At 69.4% G+C, this 19756-nt stretch carries 16 protein-coding genes; 6 read left to right on the plus strand and 10 right to left on the minus strand.

The features are described 5' to 3' along the window. Positions 1-45 precede the first annotated feature (45 nt). Positions 46-798, minus strand: coding sequence for a TSUP family transporter (locus tag ACSVDD_RS24345; RefSeq protein WP_448192004.1), 753 nt, complete (start codon positions 796-798; stop codon positions 46-48). 121 nt (positions 799-919) lie between these two features. On the opposite strand from ACSVDD_RS24345, the gene ACSVDD_RS24350 reads away from it, so the two are divergent. After that, entirely contained in the window at positions 920-1813 is an 894-nt protein-coding gene (locus ACSVDD_RS24350; RefSeq protein ID WP_448192005.1) for a LysR substrate-binding domain-containing protein, read from the plus strand. On the opposite strand, the gene ACSVDD_RS24355 is transcribed toward ACSVDD_RS24350, so the two are convergent. The 5 genes from ACSVDD_RS24355 to ftsE form a co-directional block, all read right to left on the minus strand. Beyond that, on the minus strand, positions 1810-5274 hold the full coding sequence (locus ACSVDD_RS24355) for a ribonucleotide reductase barrel domain-containing protein (RefSeq protein WP_448192006.1): 3465 nt from the start codon (positions 5272-5274) through the stop codon (positions 1810-1812). The two genes, ACSVDD_RS24350 and ACSVDD_RS24355, sit on opposite strands and share 4 nt — an antisense overlap. Positions 5275-5519: 245 nt before the next feature. Further along, entirely contained in the window at positions 5520-6248 is a 729-nt protein-coding gene (locus ACSVDD_RS24360) for a lysophospholipid acyltransferase family protein (protein WP_448192007.1), read from the minus strand. Between the two features lie 69 nt (positions 6249-6317). Beyond that, complete coding sequence (locus tag ACSVDD_RS24365; RefSeq protein WP_448192008.1) at positions 6318-6959, minus strand: YdcF family protein; 642 nt, start codon at positions 6957-6959, stop codon at positions 6318-6320. Beyond that, positions 6956-7891 (minus strand): cell division protein FtsX, encoded by a 936-nt coding sequence (locus tag ACSVDD_RS24370; RefSeq protein WP_448192009.1) that lies wholly within the window; start codon positions 7889-7891, stop codon positions 6956-6958. The genes ACSVDD_RS24365 and ACSVDD_RS24370 overlap by 4 nt, the downstream gene beginning before the upstream one ends. Positions 7892-7898: 7 nt before the next feature. Continuing rightward, complete coding sequence (gene ftsE, locus ACSVDD_RS24375) at positions 7899-8579, minus strand: cell division ATP-binding protein FtsE (protein WP_448192010.1); 681 nt, start codon at positions 8577-8579, stop codon at positions 7899-7901. Positions 8580-8732: 153 nt separating this feature from the next. Here ftsE and ACSVDD_RS24380 point away from each other — a divergent pair, with 153 nt between their 5' ends. Then, positions 8733-9389, plus strand: coding sequence for a zinc-ribbon domain-containing protein (locus tag ACSVDD_RS24380; RefSeq protein WP_448192011.1), 657 nt, complete (start codon positions 8733-8735; stop codon positions 9387-9389). Between the two features lie 201 nt (positions 9390-9590). Here ACSVDD_RS24380 and ACSVDD_RS24385 read toward each other — a convergent pair whose 3' ends face one another. The 3 genes from ACSVDD_RS24385 to ACSVDD_RS24395 all read right to left on the minus strand — a co-directional run bounded on the left by ACSVDD_RS24385 (position 9591) and on the right by ACSVDD_RS24395 (position 13412). After that, positions 9591-10691: a pyridoxal phosphate-dependent aminotransferase gene (locus tag ACSVDD_RS24385; protein ID WP_448192067.1), complete on the minus strand. Its 1101-nt coding sequence runs from the start codon at positions 10689-10691 to the stop codon at positions 9591-9593. Positions 10692-10944: 253 nt separating this feature from the next. Continuing rightward, positions 10945-11685 (minus strand): beta-ketoacyl-ACP reductase, encoded by a 741-nt coding sequence (locus ACSVDD_RS24390; RefSeq protein ID WP_448192012.1) that lies wholly within the window; start codon positions 11683-11685, stop codon positions 10945-10947. A gap of 449 nt (positions 11686-12134) precedes the next feature. Next, positions 12135-13412, minus strand: a complete 1278-nt coding sequence (locus ACSVDD_RS24395) for a gamma-glutamyltransferase (protein ID WP_448192013.1) — start codon at positions 13410-13412, stop codon at positions 12135-12137. A gap of 91 nt (positions 13413-13503) precedes the next feature. On the opposite strand from ACSVDD_RS24395, the gene ACSVDD_RS24400 reads away from it, so the two are divergent. The 4 genes from ACSVDD_RS24400 to ACSVDD_RS24415 all read left to right on the plus strand — a co-directional run bounded on the left by ACSVDD_RS24400 (position 13504) and on the right by ACSVDD_RS24415 (position 16496). Further along, positions 13504-14868, plus strand: coding sequence for a M48 family metalloprotease (locus ACSVDD_RS24400; protein ID WP_448192014.1), 1365 nt, complete (start codon positions 13504-13506; stop codon positions 14866-14868). Between the two features lie 6 nt (positions 14869-14874). After that, a complete protein-coding gene (locus tag ACSVDD_RS24405) occupies positions 14875-15057 on the plus strand; it encodes a hypothetical protein (protein WP_448192015.1) in 183 nt (60 codons plus the stop codon). Positions 15058-15147: 90 nt separating this feature from the next. Continuing rightward, positions 15148-15891, plus strand: a complete 744-nt coding sequence (locus tag ACSVDD_RS24410) for a DsbA family protein (protein WP_448192016.1) — start codon at positions 15148-15150, stop codon at positions 15889-15891. Beyond that, the gene (locus tag ACSVDD_RS24415) at positions 15888-16496 is read left to right on the plus strand and encodes an HAD family hydrolase (protein ID WP_448192017.1); all 609 of its coding nucleotides are present in this window, start codon (positions 15888-15890) and stop codon (positions 16494-16496) included. Before ACSVDD_RS24410 ends, ACSVDD_RS24415 begins: the two co-directional genes overlap by 4 nt. A 73-nt stretch (positions 16497-16569) precedes the next feature. On the opposite strand, the gene ACSVDD_RS24420 is transcribed toward ACSVDD_RS24415, so the two are convergent. After that, positions 16570-19623, minus strand: a complete 3054-nt coding sequence (locus tag ACSVDD_RS24420; protein ID WP_448192018.1) for an Rne/Rng family ribonuclease — start codon at positions 19621-19623, stop codon at positions 16570-16572. Positions 19624-19756 lie beyond the last annotated feature (133 nt).

Raw genomic sequence — 19756 nt, forward strand, 5'->3', positions numbered from 1 at the left:
GAACGGTCGCGCCCGTGCATCTCGGGCGCTGGGGCCGTGATGGCGTTACTGCGCGATCAGCAGGAATACCCCCCGGCCGAGATACACGGACCCGGTCAGCACGACCAACCGTTGGCTCCAGGTGCGGAACTGGGCGTCGGTCATGCTGTCGAGCAGGCGGCGCGACAGGTTCGTGCCCAGGACCGCCATGGCGATGCACAGCAGCGTCGCCGGGATCTCCGCCGCTTCCGATGCCGATCCGGCAACCAGTGAGCCGAAATACACCGCTTTGAACAGGTGGCCGAAGACCTGCACGATGGCCTTGGTGGCGACGATGCTCTGGCGGGGCAGGCCGGACTTCACGAAGAACACGTCCAGCAGCGGCCCGGAGATGCCGGCGATCAGTTGCACTCCCATGCACAAGGCACCCGCCGCCACGCTGTGACCGCGCCGCGTCACGTTCGGCGACCAGTGGGCCGGGACCGCCAGCGCCATGTACGGCGACAGGCCCAGCACGATCAGCGACACCGCGTTGTCGGGCACGTAGCGGACCAGGGCAAAGACGGCGACCGCCACGGCTCCGCCAAGGAGATACTGAGCCACGATGCCCCACACCACGTGCCGGCGCCACAGCCACGCCCGCCAGCCGTTGGAGGTCATCTGCGTGATGCCGTGCAGCAGCATCGCCGAGGTCACCGGCAGCATCGTCAGCAGAATGCCCATCAGCACCATGCCGCCCGCCATGCTGAACAGGCCGGACAGGAACGAGGTCAGCAACACGGCCAAGCCCAGGCCCGCGGTCAGGGGTAACGTCAGCATCGCTCACCACTCAACTTTTCTTGAGGCTGTGCACCGACGGTGGCACGGCCGAGCTTGCGCGACAAACGGCATTGTCTGATGCTTAGCCTCAGGAAATGTTGGGCTTGGGGGAGCCGGCCGGATGCGGCGCCTGCCTTCACTGAATGCCCTGCGCGCGTTCGAAGCCGCGGCGCGGCATGGCAGCTTCACCGGGGCGGCCGGGGAACTGAACGTTTCCCAGGCCGCCATCAGCCGCATGGTCCGTCTTCTGGAGGAGCGGCTGGGCTTTCCCCTGTTCGAGCGCCGGGCCAACGCCTTGGCGCTGACCGACCGGGGGCGCGCGCTGCAACCGGGCCTGACCGGCGCGTTCGATGCGATGGCGCTCAGCATCGAGCAGGCCATCGCCCTGCGCGCCGGCCCGGTGCTGACCGTCGGCGTCGGCTCCACCTTCGCCGTACGGTGGCTCATTCCGCGGCTGTCGGGGTTCCACGCCGGCCATCCGGATGTGGAGGTCCGCATCGCCACCGGCGGGGCCGGCATGCCGATCCGCGAGGACTGGACCTGCGCGGTGCTGTTGGGGGACGGGCATTGGCCGGGTTATGAGGCGGAGCCGCTGTTCACCGCCGGCATGCTGCCGGTCTGCGCGCCCGCCCTGGCGCGGACGCTGCGCCGGCCGGAGGATCTGCTCACGGCGACGCTGCTGTCCGTCTCGCTCTGGTCGGACGACTGGCCGCACTGGTTCGCCGCGGCCGGATTGTCGCCGCCCGCGGCCAAGGGGCCGTCGTTCGGCAGCTACGCCATGGCCTTGCAGGCGGCGCTCGACGGGGTGGGGGTGACGCTGGGGGTGCAGCCCTACATCGTCGACGATGTGGCGGCGGGCCGGCTGGTCACGCCCTTCCCGTTCGCCGTGCCCATGGGGCGGGCGTGGTATCTGGTGTCACGCCCGGCCCGGCACGGCGATCCGGGCTTCGCCGCCTTCCGCACCTGGCTGCGCACGATCGCGGCGGCGGAATCGGACGCACACGGGAGCGGCTAGCCAGAGCATTTCGAATAGCCGCATTCCGTGCAGAGGTCGCAGCCCTCCTGCCGGATCAGGCTTGGCTGGCCGCATTTCGGGCACTGCGCGGCGCGCGGTGCGGCCGGTCCGTCAGGCAGCGGGTCGGGTTGCGGGCTGCCGGCCACCTTGCGCCGTGCGCCGGCGTCCATACCCTCGCGCTCTTCGGGCAGGAAGCCGGTCGCTTTCATGTGCTTCTCGATGACGTCGCCGATGGCCGCCAGCAGCGACGGCACGTAGCGCCCCTGCATCCAGGCGCCGCCGCGCGGGTCGAACACCGCCTTCAGTTCGTCCACCACGAAGCTGATGTCGCCGCCGCGCCGGAACACCGCCGAGATCATCCGGGTCAGCGCCACCGTCCAGGCGTAGTGCTCCATGTTCTTGGAGTTGATGAACACCTCGAACGGCCGGCGCCGGCCGCCCTCGATGATGTCGTTGATGGTGATGTACATGGCGTGGTCGCTGTCCGGCCAACGCACCTTGTAGGTCTCGCCGGGCAGCGATTCCGGCCGGTCCAGCGGCTTGGTCATGTAATGGACAACGGCACCGGCCTCGGCGCGTTCCGGGGTGGGCTCGGCCGGGGATTCGGGCGAGGGCAGGGCGGGGGCGGGCTTCGCCTCCTCCTTTCTCACCGCCAGCACGGCGCCGGTCACCGCGTTCGGGCGGTAGGTGGTGCAGGCCTTGCAACCCAGCGCGTAGGCCTGCCGGTAGACGTCCTTGAACGCTTCGAAGGGCAGATCCTCCGGGCAGTTGATCGTCTTGGAGATGGAACTGTCCACATGGCGCTGCGCCGCCGCCTGCATGACCACGTGTTCGCTCGGCGTCAGCGACTGCGCGTTCACGAACCAGTCCGGCAGCGGGGCGTCGTCGCCGAAGCGGGCGCGGAACAGCCGGTAGGCGTGGTCGCTGACCTCCTCCGTGCGCCGCGTGCCGTCGGGCATCAGCACCGAGCGCTCGTAGGTGTAGGAGAACACCGGCTCGATGCCCGAGGAGATGTTGTCGGCGAACAGCGAGATGGTGCCGGTCGGCGCGATGGAGGTGAGCAGCGCGTTGCGGATGCCGTTCTTTTCGATGAGGTCGCGCACGTCCGGATCGAGCGCCTGGACCATCGGCGCCGCGAGGTACCGGTCGCGGTCGTAGAGCGGGAAGGCACCTTTCTCCAGGGCCAGTTCGGCGGACGCCCGGTAGGCTTCGTTCTGCACCACCGACAGCCAGTGCTCGGTCAGTGCCACCGCCTGCTGGCCGCCGTAGCGCACCTTGCAGAGGATCAGCGCGTCGGCCAGCCCGGTGACGCCCAGGCCGATGCGGCGCTTGGCCTGCGCCTCGTGCTGCTGCGCGGGCAGCGGGAAGCGCGAGGCGTCCACCACGTTGTCCATCATGCGCACGGCGGTGTGCACCAGGGCTTTCAGCCGCGCGAGGTCGAGGTGCGCCGCGTCGCCGAACGGATCGCGCACAAGGCTCGCCAGGTTGATGGAGCCGAGCAGGCAGGCGCCGTAGGGGGGGAGGGGTTGTTCGCCGCAGTTGTGGACGTACAGCCCGTTGGCGTCGAACGCGTTAGCGCCGGGGATCTGCACGTCGTAGACCGGCTCGACGCCGTCCTCGACGATGTCCACGACCTCGGCCAGGAACCGCTCGCGGTTCAGCCGGCGCCGGTAACCGGACAGCGCGGCGTCCAGCCGCTGCCGTTTGTCGGTATCGGCGAAGCCGATGCGCGCGGCGAAGCGGGCGACGTTCGCGTTGGCGATGACCAGTTCATGGTCGGCGGAGCACGCGTACTCCCGGCTGCCGCCACGGCCATCGGGAAGCAGGCGCACGCCGGCCGGCCGGCGCTCGGCGTAGATACGGCTGACGATGCCCAGGCGCAGCAGCATGCGCTGGACCGCCTGCAGGCGGTCCAGGTCGCTCTGCGACAGGCGGACGCTGATGCCCTTCTCCTGGCTGCCCTGCACCGAGCCGTCGGCATCGAACAGGCCACGCAGGAATCCGCGGTAGAACGCCGAGGATGCCGTCTCGATGGCGTCCGTGACCGGCTTGGCGCCCGGCGACAGGCCGACATCGGCGGCGATCCGCTTCAGGGCGCCGAGCGCCCTCCGCTGCTCGCCGCGGCCGGCGATCTCGATCCAGCCAGCGAAGTCGGAGCGGTGCGGCAGGGTATGGGCCGCCTCCAGCGCCGCCTGCATGACTCCCGTCACGCCGGGGCGTTCGGGGCCGCCGTTGGCGACCATGGTGCCGGGCCAGACGGACAGCACGGCCTTGTCGGCCTTCAGCGTGCCGTCGCCGATCAGCAAGCCGATCAGGTAGCCCTCCGCCTCGCCATAGGCACCGGGCCATTCCGTGGCTGCCCCGTGGTCGTGCAGCAGGATGAGGTCGCCGGGCTTGAGGTCGACTGCCTTGGTCCACGCAGGGTCGATCTTATAACGCGTCTTGCTGGCGGCGGTGCGCACGGGGTGGTCGGCGGTGGTGCGCAGACTCAGGCCGTCCTTGGTGATGATGCGCAGCACCGGCCTGGTCCCGGTCGGGAAGAAGCCTTGCGCGCCCGAGGCGAAAGGCTTTCCGTTCACCAGCGCGGTGAACGGCCGCCCGACCAGATAGGCCACGCGGCGCGGTCCCTCCGTCGTGTGCACCCAGGTGTCGGCGGTGACGCAGGGATTGGTTGCGGAAATCTCCTCGACGTACTTCAGGTTGTTCAGCGCGTTGATGCGGTCGATGAAGATGACGCCCGGCTCGGCGTAGGCGTAGGTCGCCTGCATGATGCGGTCCCACAAATCGCGGGCGCGCACCTCGCGGTACACTGTGCCGCCGAAGACCAGCGGCCAGGGGCGGTCGGCGTCCACCGCCTCCATGAAGGCGTCGGTCACCAGAACCGACAGGTTGAACATGCGCAGACGGCCGGGCTCGCGCTTGGCCTCGATGAATGCCTCGATGTCCGGGTGGTCGCAACGCAGCGTCGCCATCATGGCACCGCGCCGGGTGCCGGCCGACATGATCGTGCGGCACATGGAGTCCCACACGTCCATGAACGACAGCGGGCCGGAGGCGTCGGCGCCGACACCGTGCACCGGGGCGCCCTTGGGGCGCAGCGTCGAGAAGTCGTAGCCGATGCCGCCGCCCTGCTGCATGGTCAGCGCCGCCTCGCGCAGATGCGCGAAGATGGCGCTCAGATCGTCGTCGATCGTGCCCATGACGAAGCAGTTGAACAGCGTCACCGAGCGGCCCGTGCCGGCCCCGGCGACGATGCGGCCGGCGGGCAGGAACTGGAAGCCGGACAGCGCTTCAGTGAACGCCGGCTCCCAGTGCGCCGGGTCCGATTCGCCGGCCGCCAACGCCTTGGCGATGCGTGCCCAGGTGTCCTCGATGGTTTTGTCCACAGCGTCGCCGGCCGGCGTCTTGAACCGGTACTTCATGTCCCAGATCTGCTGGGAAATGGCGGCGATGCCCGACATGGAACCCCCCGATGCAGTCGGGACTCCGCCCGACCGGCTGGGCGGTCAAGGGGAATTCCGAGGAATTCCAACCGCTTGAGCCAGCCTCAAGGAAGTGTAGGGGCGCCGGACCGTTCGGGCAAGCCACAGTCTGCCGTCATCCCGAACCGCCTATGGTGCTTCGGCAACGGACATCGGCGCTGCTGTCGCAGATCCATCTGTCCCCTTGACGGACAGCTTACCCACAATTTTATCCACAGAGTTACTCAGGACGAGGTGGAGGGCATGGCGTCCATGGATTCCGGGGGTCCCGGCCGCGGGCGCACGGTCGGCGGGCCGCCGGCAGCGGTCACGAGTCGGTCGGTGGCTTCCTCCAGCCGGCGCTCCAGCTCCTGCATGACCTGGGCGCGGGTCAGGCCGGGCGGGATGGCGGGCAGGATCTCCACCACGATGGTGCCCGGTCGCTTGATGAAGCTGCGCCGCGGCCAGTACAGCCCGGAATCGAGCGCCATCGGCACGATGGGCAGGTTCAGGTTCTCGTACAGCACGCCGACGCCGACGCGGTAGCTGCTGTAGGCGCCCGGCGCCACGCGCGTGCCCTGCGGGAAGATGACGATGGGCCGGCCCTCGTCGCGCACCGGCTTGGAGTTCTCGATCATCGAGGTGAGGGCGCGGCCGCGGGCGCCGCGGTCCACCGCGATCATGCGCGACTTCCTGGCGTACCAGCCCCAGGTGGGAATCCAGGTCAGCTCGCGCTTCAGGACCACCGCCGGATCGCCCACGAGGGCGTGCAGCTTCATGGTTTCCCACGCCGACTGGTGCTTGGCGGCGAGGATGTAGGAGCCCGAGGCCGGCAAATTCTCCCGGCCCCGCACCTCATAGTGCAGGTCCAGGATGGTGCGCTCCAGCCAGGCGACGGTGCGCAGGTACCAGCGCACCACGGCCATCATCTGGTTGCGCGGCAGCAGCAGCATCCACATCAGGCCCACGCTCATAAAAGCGGTCCAGACGATGAAGGCGACGTTGAAGAGGAGCGAGCGGAGGAAAATCATCGGGCGAAACTGTCAGGAATCGAGGGCTTTCTCAAGCTGGTAGCGCAGCAGCGCCACGAGATATTTGTCGTACTCGTTGACCAGCAGGTTGGCGGTGCCCGGCCACAGCCACCAGTCGGCGAGGTGGACGTTGGCCGGTGCCACCGCGTGCGGCACCACGGCGATGTCCGGCGCCGCGATGGCGAATTCCAGCAGGCTGCGCCGCATGTGGTAGTTGGCGGTGACCAGACGCAGCGAGCGATAGCCCTGCTCCTCCATCCAGTCGGCCGTCTCGAAGGCGTTGCCCACCGTGTCGGCGGCGGCGTAGCCCAGCACGACGCAGCACTCCACCCGGTCCGGCGACAGCTGCGACAGGCGCAACAGCTCCTTCACGTCGACGCTCTCGTAGACGCCGGAGACGAACAGCTTTTTCGCGACGCCGGCCTTCAGCAGCTCCAGCCCGGCGGACAGCCGGCCGCTGCCGCCGGTCAGCACGACGATGGCGTCGGTGGGCTGGAGCGCCTCCAGATTCCCGGCGGCCGGCGGCTCGCGCGGGATGCTGCGGATGAACCACACCAGCCCGCCCGCCCAAACGGCGCCGAGCAGAAGCGCCAGCAGCGCCAGACGCTTGAACGCCCGCGCGACGCCGCTCTGCTGCCGGAAAGCCCGATTCACGGCATGGTCTCCAGCGTGCGCAGCACGGTCCAGCGCGCGGTCAGCATCGCCAGTGCGCACGCCGTCAGCGGCACCAGCGCCAGCGCCGCCCACTGCCAGGGCGACAGCGAGGCGTCGGGCAGCAGGCTGGCCCGCAGGGACCCGGCGGCGCGGCTCACCCCGAACAAGGTGAGCGCCGCCAGCCCCAGCCCGCAGGCGCCGCCGCGCAGGCACAGGCCCAGCACGTGCGACTCGAACTGCCGCGCGACGTAGCGGTCGGGGGCGCCCATCAGGTGCAGCAACTCCACCACGTTGCGGTGGATGGCGAGGCCGGCGCGCACGGCGAACACCACCGACATCACCGCGGCGGCGCTGATCAGCAGGACGATGCCGATGGCGGCCATCTCCACCGACCCGGCGAAGGCGCGCAGGTCGGCCAGCCACGCGGCGTGATCGTCGATGGTGACGCCCGGCACGGTGCTGAGGTGCGCGGTCAGCCCGGCCACGTCCACCGGCCCGCCGGTCGTCACGTCGACCAGCGTCGGCACCGGCAGCAGCGGGTCCTTGGCGCCCTCGCGGCCGAGCCAGGGCTCCAGCAGGTGCGCGACCTGATCGGCGGAGAGCGCCGTGGCGCTGCGGATGCCCGGCGTGCCGCGCAGGACCGCCAGCACCTTCTCCAGCCGTTCGGCCACCGGCACGGCGCCGGGGCCGGACAGCGGAACGATCTGGACGGTGAGCCCGCCGGCCAGCCCGCTGTCCCAGCGCCGCGCCATGTCGGAAACCACCAGCGCGCCGGCCAGCGCCAGCGCCGCCAGATAGACCATGACCGCGGTGATCAGCAGCAGGAAGCGCGCCGTCGGATCGTGGGCGAGCGGCAGGTCGAAATGCCTGCGCTGCACGATGCGGGACAGGAAACGGGGCAGGGCGAGGGGAAGAGCGCGGGGCAGGGCCATTGCGTCCTCAGGCCCAGGTCGAGGCGGGCTGCTGGAGCACGTGCAGGCGCCCGTTCTCCAGGTGCAGCCGCGGGTGCTCGAAGCGGCGGATCAGCGCCTCGTTGTGGGTGGCGATGACGACGGTGGCACCCAGCTTGTGCATTTCCTCGAACAGATAGAGCAGGCGCATGCCGATGCCGTCGTCGACGTTGCCGGTGGGCTCGTCGGCCAGCAGCAGGCGCGGCCGGTTGATGACGGCGCGGGCGATGGCGACGCGCTGCTGCTGCCCGCCGGACAGCGTGGACGGCAGGGCGTCGAGGTGGTTGCCCAGACCGACCCACTTCAGAAGCTCGGTGCAGTGCTCCACCACCTCGCCCTCGGCGGCCCCGCCCATGCGCAGCGGCAGCGCCACGTTGTCCAGCGCCGAGAGGTGGTCGAGCAGAGCGAAATCCTGGAACACCACGCCGATCTGCCGGCGCAGCTCGGGCAGGTCCTCGCGCTTCAGGCGCGCGATGTCGCGGCCGAACACCGTGGTCAGACCGCGCGACGGGCGGTGCGCCAGGTACATCAGCTTGAGCAGCGACGACTTGCCGGCGCCGCTCGCCCCCGTCAGGAAGTGAAAGGAGCCGGGCGGCAACGTGAAGGAGATGTCGCGCAGCACCTCCGGACCGGTGCCGTAGCGCAGGCCGACGTTCTCGAAGCGAATCACGGTCCCATACCAAGCGGTTGCTCGCACCCGTCAGCGCGCACGATGCACCGGCGACAAGCCGGCGTCCAGCGCCGCGCCGAGGGGGCTTCCTTGCTTCATACCGCATGAGTCCATATAAGACTCCTGCTTTTTCCGTGACCGCGGCGCCCTCGAATGCTGATCCCCTGCCCGAACTGTTCCACGCGGTACACCGTCGCCGATTCGGCGATGCCGCCGCAGGGGCGCAAGGTGCGTTGCAGCAGTTGCGGGCACGTCTGGTACCAGCGCCCGGTTCCACCGGAAGATGGCGGCGACCTGGAGCGCACGCTGCTCACCAACGACCTGCCGCTGGCCAACCTTCGCCCGGCGCCGGAGCCGCGTCCGGCCAAGACGAAGCGCCCGCGCGGCTCGGCCAAGGCGTGGGCGGCGTTCGCGGTGGTGCTGGTGGCGATCCTCGCCGGGGGGTATTTCGCACGCACCCAGGTCGTGCGGCTGTGGCCGCCGGCGGCGCTGTTCTACGAGACGGTCGGCTTGGCCGTGGAGCCGCCGGGGGCGGGCTTGCAGTTGCAGAACGTCCGCTCCGAGCAGCGTCCCGACAACGGCGCCACCCTGCTGGTGGTCGAGGGGCAGATCATCAACGTTTCCGACGCGGTGCGGACGGTGCCCAAGGTGCGCGCGGTGTCGCTGGGCTTCGACCGCAAGCCGGTGCAGACCTGGACCATCGACCCGTCGTCCGGCCAGTTGCTGCCGGGCGAAATCGCCACCTTCCGCTCCACCCAGCGCGATCCCGGCGCGGTGGCGGAGGTGATGGTGACGTTCGAGGGTGGGTGAGGTTCTGTGATTCGTGTGGGGCGAGAGGTTACAGTGCGGGGGCAAGAATTTACACGGATTGCACGGATTTTCTTTTCTCCGTGCGCAGCAACGGCCTTCGGGATGGCTCGCGGTTTTGCGAGCATTAAAAAATCCGTGTAATCCTTGTTCAAATCCCCAAAATCCGTGTGAATTCTTGCCTTAGCACCATCAACTGAGGCTTCACCGCTTCCACGCGATCAGCCGCCGCGCCGCCTCGGCCATGGTTTCCTCCGCACCGGCAAAGCTGAAGCGCACGAAGCGCCGGCCGCGGGCCGGGTCGAAGTCAATGCCGGGCGTGGCGGCGACACCGGTCTCGGCCAGCATGCGCTTGCAGAACGCCTCGGAATCGTCGGTCATCGCCGACACGTCGGCGTAGACGTAGAACGCACCATCCGCCGGGGCCAGCTTGTCGAAACCAGCCTTCGGCAGCTCGCGCAGCAGCAGTTCGCGGTTGCGGGCGTAGCGGGCGACGTGGGCGTCCAGTTCCCCGGTGCAGTCGAAGGCGGCCACCGCGGCCAACTGCGACAAAGTCGGCGCCGAGATGAATAGGTTCTGCGCCAGACACTCCACCGAGCGCACCAGCGCCTCCGGCAGGACCATCCAGCCCAGGCGCCAGCCGGTCATCGAGAAGTACTTGGAGAAGCTGTTGACCACCAGCGCGTCGGGGCTGATGGCTGCGGCGGTCACCGCCTCCGTGCCGTAGGTCAGGCCGTGGTAGATCTCGTCCGACACCAGCCGCACGCCGTTGCGGCCGCACCAGCCCGCAAGCTCGGTCAGCTCCTGCCGGGTCAGCATGGTGCCGGTGGGGTTGGCGGGGCTGGCGACGATCAGGCCCTGCACCGGCTTGTCGAGCTTTTCCAGCATGGCGACGGTGGGCTGGAATCCGGTCTCCGGCCCGGCCTCGATCTCCACCGGCTCGACACCGATGGCGGTCAGCGCGTGGCGGTAGGCGGGGTAGCTGGGCGAGGCCATGGCGACCCGGTCGCCCGGATCGAACGCCGCCAGGAAGCCGAGCTGAAACGCCCCCGACGAGCCGACGGTGACGGCGATGCGCCCCGCCGGCACGTCCACGCCGTAGCGGTCGCGGTACCAGCGCGCGATGGCGGCGCGCAGCGGCGGGATGCCCAGCGCGTCGGTGTAGCCGAGCTTGTCGGCGGTCAGCGCCCGCTGCGCCGCCTCGATCACGCCTTTCGGAGCGCCGGTGGACGGCTGGCCCACTTCAAGGTGCAGCACGTCGAGCCCGGCACGCTCGCGCTCGAAGGCGGCGCGCATGACCTCCATGACGAAGAACGGCGGGATCTGGCCTCGTTTCGAGATTCCAACCACTGAACGTCACTCCCTGTGCGCCGGGAAGCCCTTGGGACGTAGGCGCGTCCGGCGCGTGCCTATGGATACCGCACCCACACCGCCGATTCCAGCGCCCGCGCCCGCCGGGTGGCTCGGAACGCCGCGACAACGAAAACGCCCGCCCCGCCGGCCGCATGGCTGCGGCGGCGGAACGGGCGTTCTTTACCCTTATCAACAGCGCAGCGGCTTATTGATAGTACAGGCCGCCGTTGACGTTCAGCGTCGTGCCGGTGATGTAGCCCGCCAGATCGGAGGCGAGGTACGACACGGCGGCGCCGATTTCTTCCGGCTTGCCCAGACGCTTCATCGGGACGGAGTCGACGATGCCCTGGCGGATGTCGTCGCGGATCGCCATGACCATGTCGGTGCCGATGTAGCCCGGCGCGATGGCGTTGACGGTGACGCCCTTGGTCGCCAACTCCGCGGCCAGCGCCTTGGTGAAGCCGATGACGCCCGCCTTGGCGGTCGAGTAGTTGGTCTGGCCGGCCTGACCCTTCACGCCGTTCACCGACGAGATGCTGATGACGCGGCCCCAGCCGCGCTCAGCCATCTTCGCCGACACCTGCTGGGTGACGTTGAACAGGCTGGTCAGGTTCGTGGCGATCACCGCGTCCCACTGAGCCTTTTCCATCTTCGGGAAGAACTTGTCGCGGGTGATGCCGGCGTTGTTCACCAGCACGTCGACCGGGCCCAGGTCGGCCTCGATCTTCGCCACCATCGCCTTGCAGCTCTCGAAATCGGAGACGTCGCCTTCGACCATGTAGAACTTGAAGCCGGCGGCTTCCTGCTGGGCCAGCCACTCCGCGGCCGGCGCATAATTGGGCAGGCAGTTGGCCGCAACGACGTAGCCGTCCTTGGCCAGCGCCTGGCAGATGGCGGTGCCGAGGCCGCCCATGGCTCCGGTGACAAGCGCGATCTTCTTAGACATCACAGTTGCTCCACTGATACTAGGACAAGGGCTTGGGGAAAGCGCCGAAGGTCGTACGCAACATGTTGAAACTGATGTGGGTCAGGGTTCCATCACCGCCGCGCCGTTCTTGCCGCCCGCTGAGGGCCGGTCCTCCGTAGTGCAAACATCATACTTCCGGATTATACCTAACACGATTGCACTGCAATATCGCATATGCACACCGTGAAGTTTCCGTTACCGCCAAGGCCGATCAATGCCCGGTTACGCGGCATCGCAGGACGCTGTGCAGGCCGGAAATGGCCCATTTCCAAGGAGGAGCGGCCGAGACCAATGGTGCTGTGGCAAATTGCGTCGCAGGGGGCCGCACCTGCGATGGCGTCATGAAGGGCACGGATTTCGGCCCCATGGCCGTCCCCGACGATCCGTCCGCCAGCAATCTGCTGGTCCTCAAGAGCAACTGATACCGCTTACTCCCGCGCCAGCAGCAGGTCGTAGGCGAAGCCGAGGCCGCGCGGGTCGGCCGCCGTCCGGCAGTCCTTCAGGCCGTTCTCCAGCGACACCTGGCAGTTGACCAGATCGACACGCCCCGGCGCGTCGCCGTGCGCCGCCAGGGCCGCGGGCGCCGAGCGGTCGTCGAGCAGCGCCGGCACGGCGGCGGTCAGCAGCGCCACCGGTCCGGCGGCCGGGCCGTCGCTGCCCGACGCGGTGCCGACCGCGCCGAACAGCGCGCGGCCGACGATGGTGTTGGCGACCAGCGCCGGCGCACCGAAGCCGGCGCGGTCGACGCCCGTCGCACCCAGCACGCCGGTTCCCGGCGCCACCCGGCCAGTGCCGAACAGGCCGCCCATGGTGAAGGCGCAGGCGACGGCGTTCTCGCGCTGGTCGATGGCGACCAGCCCGGCGCCCGGCGCCTCGTTGCCTGTCATGGCGCCCAGCGCCTGGGCCGCGCGGGCGGCGCGCTCGGCGGCCGGCGCCTTTTCGGCGGCAGCCCAGGCCTTGGCCAGGGCGGCACCCGACTCCGGCTCGGGCAGGTCGGCGAAGTGCAGCGCCTTGGTGCTGTCCAGGCGGACGGCCACGGTGTCGCGCCATTGTGGTTGCAGGGTGCGCAGGGACCCCGCGTCGACGCCCAGGCTTGCCGCCAGCGCCTGTGCGGTGCTGCCGGTGTAGAAGGCGTTCAGGCCGTTGCGGCGCACCAGCGACAGCACGCTGGCCAATTCGGGCTGGCTCAGCGCCGCGCCCTCGGCCGGCGCGCGGCCGGCGGGCAGGAAGATACGGCGCGCCTCGGGGTCGCTCAGGCGGGAGGCGCCGGCCTGGAGGTCCTGGGCGAGGGCGCGGCTGATGCCGGGGTTCTCGCGGGCCAGCACCTCGGCCTGCACCGCGATCTGCTCCCAGCGCAGCGTGCTGCCGCTCGTCGCGTGCATGGCGTAGATGGCGCGCAGCAGGCCGGGAGCCGCCGCGCCATTAAATCCAGAGCCGGCAGGGCCGGCGGCGCGGGGCAGGAAGTCCAGCGTGCGCACGCGCTTCGCCGCGGCGTCGAACACCACGCAGACGCCGCCGCCGGCCAGGCCGACTCGCGAGGGCAAGGTGGCGGTCATGGCCAGCGCCATGCCGGCGGCGGCGTCGGCGGCCGAGCCGCCCTGGGCCATGAGGTCGCGCCCGATGGCGGCGGCGCGCGGTTCTCCGGCGATGACGAAGGCCTGATCCGGGGCGTTCGACTTGAACTTGCTGTTGACGCAGCCGGGCAAGAGCGCTGCAACTATCGCAATCGCGCCCAAACGTCGCCAGATTTGGCGTGTAGAGGCATCCTTGCTGGTCCGTTCACCGGAGGTCGGAAAGGTGCGCAAGCCCAAAAGGCTGATATCGGTCGTTGCCATCGTGTCCATGCTGTCCGTGTCGTGGACGGTGCCCGCGGGCGCCCAGCGCCAGCCGGAGCTTCAACTGCTCAGCGACGCCGAGACGGAACATACCATCCGCGAGATGGCGCGGCCAATCTTCAGCGCGGCCGGGATCGACCCGAACGCCGTCAACGTCGTGCTGGTCAACGACCGCACGCTGAACGCCTTCGTGGCTGGCGGGCAGAACATCTTCCTGCACACCGGGCTGCTGCTGCAGACCGACGCCAACCAGATGCTGGGCGTCATCGCGCACGAGACCGGCCACATCGCCGGCGGCCACCTGATTCGCGGCACCGAGGCGATGGAGAACGCCTTCCTGTCGTCGCTGATCGGCATGGGGCTGGGCGTCATCGGCGGCATCGCGTCCAAGAACGCCGGGGCCGGCATGGCCGGCGTTTTGATGGGCCAGTCGATGGCGCAGAACAGCTACATGTCCTTTTCGCGCGCCCAGGAATCCGCGGCTGATCAGGCGGGCCTGTCCTACATGGAGCAGGCGCACCTCTCGGCCTCGGGGCTGCTGACCTTCCTGGAGAAGCTCAACGCCGACGATCCGGTGCTGAGCGACCGCGACGCCGCCTATACCCGCACCCACCCGCTGACGCGCGAGCGCATGGACGCCGTGCGCCAGCAGGTGCAGCACTCGCGCTGGAACGGCCGCGGCGTCTCCCCCGGCGAGGCGGAGCATTACGCGCGCATCCAGGCGAAGCTGTACGCCTATCTGGACCCGCTGGGCGCGCTGCGCCGCTACCACGCCGACGATTCCAGCGTGATCGCGCGCTATGGCCGGGCCTACGCCTATTTCCGGCGCGGCGAGGTGAAGCAGGCGCTGCCGCTGGCCGATGGGCTGATCCAGCAGGAGCCGCAGAACGCCTACTTCCACGAGATGAAGGGCGATCTGCTGTTGCAGAACGGCCGGGCGGTGGAGGCCGTGGGCCCGTACCGCAAGGCGGTGAGCCTCGCCCCCGACGCCAACCCGATCCGCGTGTCGCTGTCGCACGCGCTGCTGGAGCAGCACGACCCCAGGCAGGCCGACGAGGCGATCAAGAATTTGCAGATCGCCGCCAAGTCGCAGCAGGGCCAGTCCTCCTTCCTCTGGCGGCTGATGGCGCAGGCCTGGAGCATGAAGGACAACAACGGCATGGTCGCCTACGCCTCGGCCGAGGAGGCGTTCGCCCAGGGCGACCGGGCGCGCGCCGTCGCCATGGCCGAGCGCGCCGAGAAGCTGCTGCCGGCCGGCTCGCCGGGCTGGCTGCGCGCGCAGGACATCCGCAGCCAGGTCGGCGGCAAGGCCGCCGCCAAGCGCTGACACGCCATGAACGACGAGGAACGCCGTCGCATGATGGTCAACGCCGTGGTGGCCGTGGTGGTCGTGCTGCTGATCGGCGCCGGCGCGTGGATCGCCGACCGGCTGGCGCGGCAGGCCAAGCTGGAAGATTGCATGATGGCGCACCGCCGCAACTGCCGCGGCTTCGAAGTCCCCGATCAGGGCCGGTGATAGGCCGTTGAGCGGACGGCCCTGACGCTTGCCCAACGGCGGGTGCCGGGTCATGTTAGGGTTGAGCGTTTACCGGAGGTTCTTCGTCCCATGTTCAGCATCCGTCCCGCCTTCCTCGCCGCCACTGCGGTGGCGATGGCCGTCCTGTCGCCGGCCGCGCAGGCCCAGAGCGTCCCCGCCGAGCAGCGTCAGGCCATCGAACAGATCGTGCGGGACTATCTGCTCCAGCACCCGGAAGTCATCGTCGAGGCCATCGACGAGCTGCAAAGGCGCGAGCGCGCCGAAGAGGAGCGTAAGGCCAAGCAGGGGCTCGCCCAGAGCAAGGACAAGCTGTTCAACGACCCGGCGTCGCCGGTCGCCGGTAACCCGAAGGGCGACGTCACGCTGGTCGAGTTCTTCGACTACCAGTGCGGCTATTGCAAGTCGGTGCAGGCGGACGTGCAGCGCCTGATCAAGGACGACGGCAAGCTGCGCTTCGTCTTCAAGGAGCTGCCGATCCTCGGCCCGGCGTCGGTGACGGCGTCCAAGGCGGCGCTGGCGTCGCGCGCCCAGGGCAAGTACGAGGCGTACCACACCGTGCTGATGGCCAACCGCGGCCAGTTGGACGAAGCAACGATCCTCAAGCTGGCGTCGTCGGTCGGGCTCGACACCGAGCGGTTGAAGAAGGACATGGAGTCGCCCGAGGTGCAGCAGGTCATCGGCGCCAACATTGCCCTGGCCGAGCAGTTGGGCATCCGCGGCACGCCGGGATTCGTGGTGGGCGAGCGCATCGTGCCCGGCGCCATCAAGCTGGACGACATGAAGAAGCTGGTCGCCGAGGCCCGCAAGGGATGAGCGTCCACACGGTTGTCTTCGACATCGGCAACGTCCTGATCGAGTGGGACCCGCGGCACCTCTACCGCCAGTACTTCGACGACCAGGACGCGCTGATGGAGCACTTCCTGGACAACGTCTGCACGCCGGCCTGGAACCTGGAGCAGGACCGCGGCCGGCCGTGGGACGAGGCGGTGGCGGTGCTGGCGGCCGAATACCCGGAGTGTTCGGAGTTGATCCGCGCCTACCACGAGCGCTGGCAGGACATGGTGGTGGGGGAAATCCCCGGCTCGGCCGAGATCCTGACCGAGTTGAAGGAGCGCGGCGTGCCGCTCTACGCGCTCAGCAACTTCTCGCGCGAGAAGTACCTGGAAGCGCGGCAGCGCTTTGCGTCCTTCGACCTGTTCGACGGCGTGGTGGTGTCGGGCGAGGTCGGGCTGGTCAAGCCGGACCCGGCGATCTGGCGCTTGCTGCTGGAACGCTACGGCCTTGATCCCTCGGGGGTGCTGTACATTGACGATCTGGCCGGGAACGTCGCCGTCGCCGAGAGCCTGGGCATGACCACCCACCATTTCAGCGGTGCCGCAAAGCTGCGCGCCGATCTGGAGGGGCGGGGGCTATTGTAGGGGGACGGCCAAGGTTCACCCAAAAGAAAAGGCGCCTCGGTGAGGCGCCTTTTCTCGTTCATGGGCCTGTCCGTCAGGACATCAGCCGGTTCCACCAGCCGCCGCGCTTGGGCTTCTCCGGGGCGGCATCGGCCGCCGCGGTTTCAGCCGGCTTCGGCTCGGGGGCGGCTTCCGGCACCGCTTCGGGAGCGGCGACGGCAACCTCCTCAACGACCGGCGTGGCGGCCGGCTCGGCGACAGGCTCACTCAGCGCGACCGGCGCCGCTTCGGCGGGCTCGGCGGCCTTCTTGCGGGACGGGCGCTTCTTCGGCTTGACCTCCTCGACGACGGCGGGAGCCGCCGGCTCGGCAACCGGTTCCGCCGCCTTCTTGCGCGAGCGCGTCTTGCGCGCAGGCGCTTCCGGGGCGGCTTCGGCTGCCGGTGCTTCGACAGGCTCGGCCGCCTTTTTGCGCGAGGGGCGTTTCTTCGGCTTGGCCTCGACGGCGGTGTCCGCCGCCGCTTCCGGTGCCGCCGCGGCCGGGGCCTCGGCGACGACTTCCGCAACGGGAGCCTCTTCCGCCAGCGTCTCGGCCGGAGGCGGCTCCTCGCCGGTGAGGATCCAGTCGAAGTCGATGGGCTCCAGCGCCGGGGCCGGCGGCACCGGCTTCGGCGGCACGATGGCGCGCACGCGCGGCTTCGGCGCAGGGGCGGCCGGCGCGGGAGCCTCGGCGGCCGGGGCATCGTCGCCCTGGGCGCCGGCCTCGGCGTTTTCCGCACCCTCGGCCGTCTCCAGCTCGCGCTGGCGCGACCGGCGGCGGCCACCGCGCTTGCCGCGGCGGCGCTTCTTCCGGCTGTCGCCGTTCTCGCCACGCTCGCCGGCCTCGACACCCTCCTCGGCGTCATCGCCTTCAGCGTCGTCTTCGCCTTCGGCCTCCTCGTCCTCCTGATCGGAGGACTCGGCCTCGAGCGATGGGCCGGCGGCGTCCGGACGCTGCTCGGCCATGTCACGGTCGTTGCGGCCACGGCGGCGGCGGCGGCGGCGGCGGCGGCGCTCGCCGGCTTCGGCGGACTCGGCCGATTCCGCGGCGTCGGCCGGGCGTTCGGCGGCTTCCGCCTCGGTCTCGGCTTCGGTCTCCTCCGCCTCGTCCTCGACCTCGTCGTCGCGGTCCGCCTCGGCGGCGAGCACGCGGTCGGTCTCGGCCATGATGCGGTCGGCGCTGACCAGCGGACCGCCCTCTTCACCCGGCTGCTTGGCCTTGATGCGCTCAAGCCGCAGGTCGGGGGCGATCAGCGTGTCGTCGGCCAGCACCAGCACGCGGAAACCGTACTTGGTCTCGATGCGGGCGAGGTCCGTGCGCTTCTGGTTGAGGATGTACAGCGCGATCGAGGTCGGCACGGACACCGTGATCTCGGCGGAGCGCTTGCGGATGCCCTCCTCCTCGATGTGGCGCAGGACGTGCAGCGAGGCCGATTCGACCGAGCGCACGACGCCGGTGCCGGTGCAGTGCGGGCAACGCTCGAAGTTGGTCTCCAGCAGCGACGGGCGCAGGCGCTGGCGCGACAGTTCCAGGAGGCCGAACGGCGAGATGCGGCCGAGCTGGATGCGCGCCCGGTCGTTCTTCATCGCCTCCTTGACGCGGCGCTCGACCGACGCGTTGTTCTTCGCGTCCTCCATGTCGATGAAATCGATCACGATGAGGCCGGCGAGGTCGCGCAGGCGCAACTGGCGGGCCACCTCGTCGGCGGCCTCCAGGTTGGTCTTGTACGCCGTCTCCTCGATGTTGCGCTCGCGCGTCGACTTGCCCGAGTTGACGTCGATGGCGACCAGCGCCTCGGTCGGGTTGATGACGATGTAGCCGCCCGACTTCAGGTGCACCACCGGCGTATGGATGGCGTCGATTTGCGGTTCCACCTGATAGCGGTGGAACAGCGGGATCTCCTCCTCGCGGTAGGGCTGCACGCGCTTGGCGTGGCTCGGCATCAGCATCCGCATGAAGTCCTTGGCAGTGCGGTAGCCGGCGTCGCCCTCGACCCAGATCTCGTCGATGTCGTTGGAGTAGATGTCGCGGATCGAGCGCTTGATGAGGTTGGCTTCCTCATAGATCAGCGCCGGGGCGGTGGAGCTGAGCGTCTGCTCGCGGATGTCGTCCCACAGGCGCAGCAAATACTCGAGGTCGCGCTTGATTTCCGGCTTCGAACGCTCGAGGCCCGCCGTGCGCAGGATGACCGCCATGCCGTCCGGAATGTCCAGATCGGAGAGCATCTCCTTCAGGCGCTTGCGGTCGGCCGGGTTGGTGATCTTGCGGCTGATGCCGCCGCCGCGCCCGGTGTTGGGCATCAGCACGCAATAGCGGCCGGGCAGCGACAGGTACGTGGTCAGCGCCGCGCCCTTGTTGCCGCGCTCCTCCTTGGTGACCTGCACCAGCATGATCTGCCGGCGCTTGATCACTTCCTGGATCTTGTAGCTGCGCAGCGGGCGGGGGCGGCGGCGGTTCGCGTCCTCCACCTCGTCGCCGCCGACGACGTCGAAGTTCTCCGCGGTGGCCGCGGCTTCGGCGGGCTCGAGGCCGTTGCCGCCGTGGCCGTGCTCGGCGTGGTCGTTCTCGTCGGCAGCGTGCTCTTCGGCGTGTTCGCCGTTCGATTCCGCGCCGTTTCCGGGGGTGTACGTCTCGGCTTCGGTGTACGTGTACGCGCCGCCATTCTCCTCATCCGCCTCGCTCGGGGGCTCGATGGGGGAGGGCATGGGCGATACGTGCTCGACGTGCTCGATCGTCTCCGAGGGCTGGGCGGCTTCGGCCATGGCCCGGCGCCCGCGGCGCCCGCGCTCGCTGGCCTCGGCGTCGCGCTCGTCCTCACGGTAGCGGCGCTCCTCCTCGGCGATCAGCGCCTCACGGTCGGCGACCGGAATGCGGTAATAATCGGGATGGATTTCCGAGAAGGCCAGGAAGCCGTGGCGGTTGCCGCCGTACTCGACAAAGGCCGCTTGCAGGGACGGCTCGACGCGCGTCACCTTGGCAAGATAAATGTTGCCCTTGAGCTGTTTCCGGGTGGCGATTTCGAAGTCGAGTTCTTCGAGCCGGTTCCCGTTGACCACGACGACCCGGGTTTCCTCCGGATGCGTGGCGTCCACAAGCATTCGCTTGGCCATTCATTGTCCCCATGACGCAACCGGTGCACCCGCGCGACCAAACAGGCGCATCAGGCAGCGTCATCGCTGTGTGCGAAGCGTTCGGAGCCTACTCAACGGATCGTCGAACGGCGCTCGTGGGAGCAGCCAGGAC

This window comes from Azospirillum terrae, from assembly GCF_053470425.1.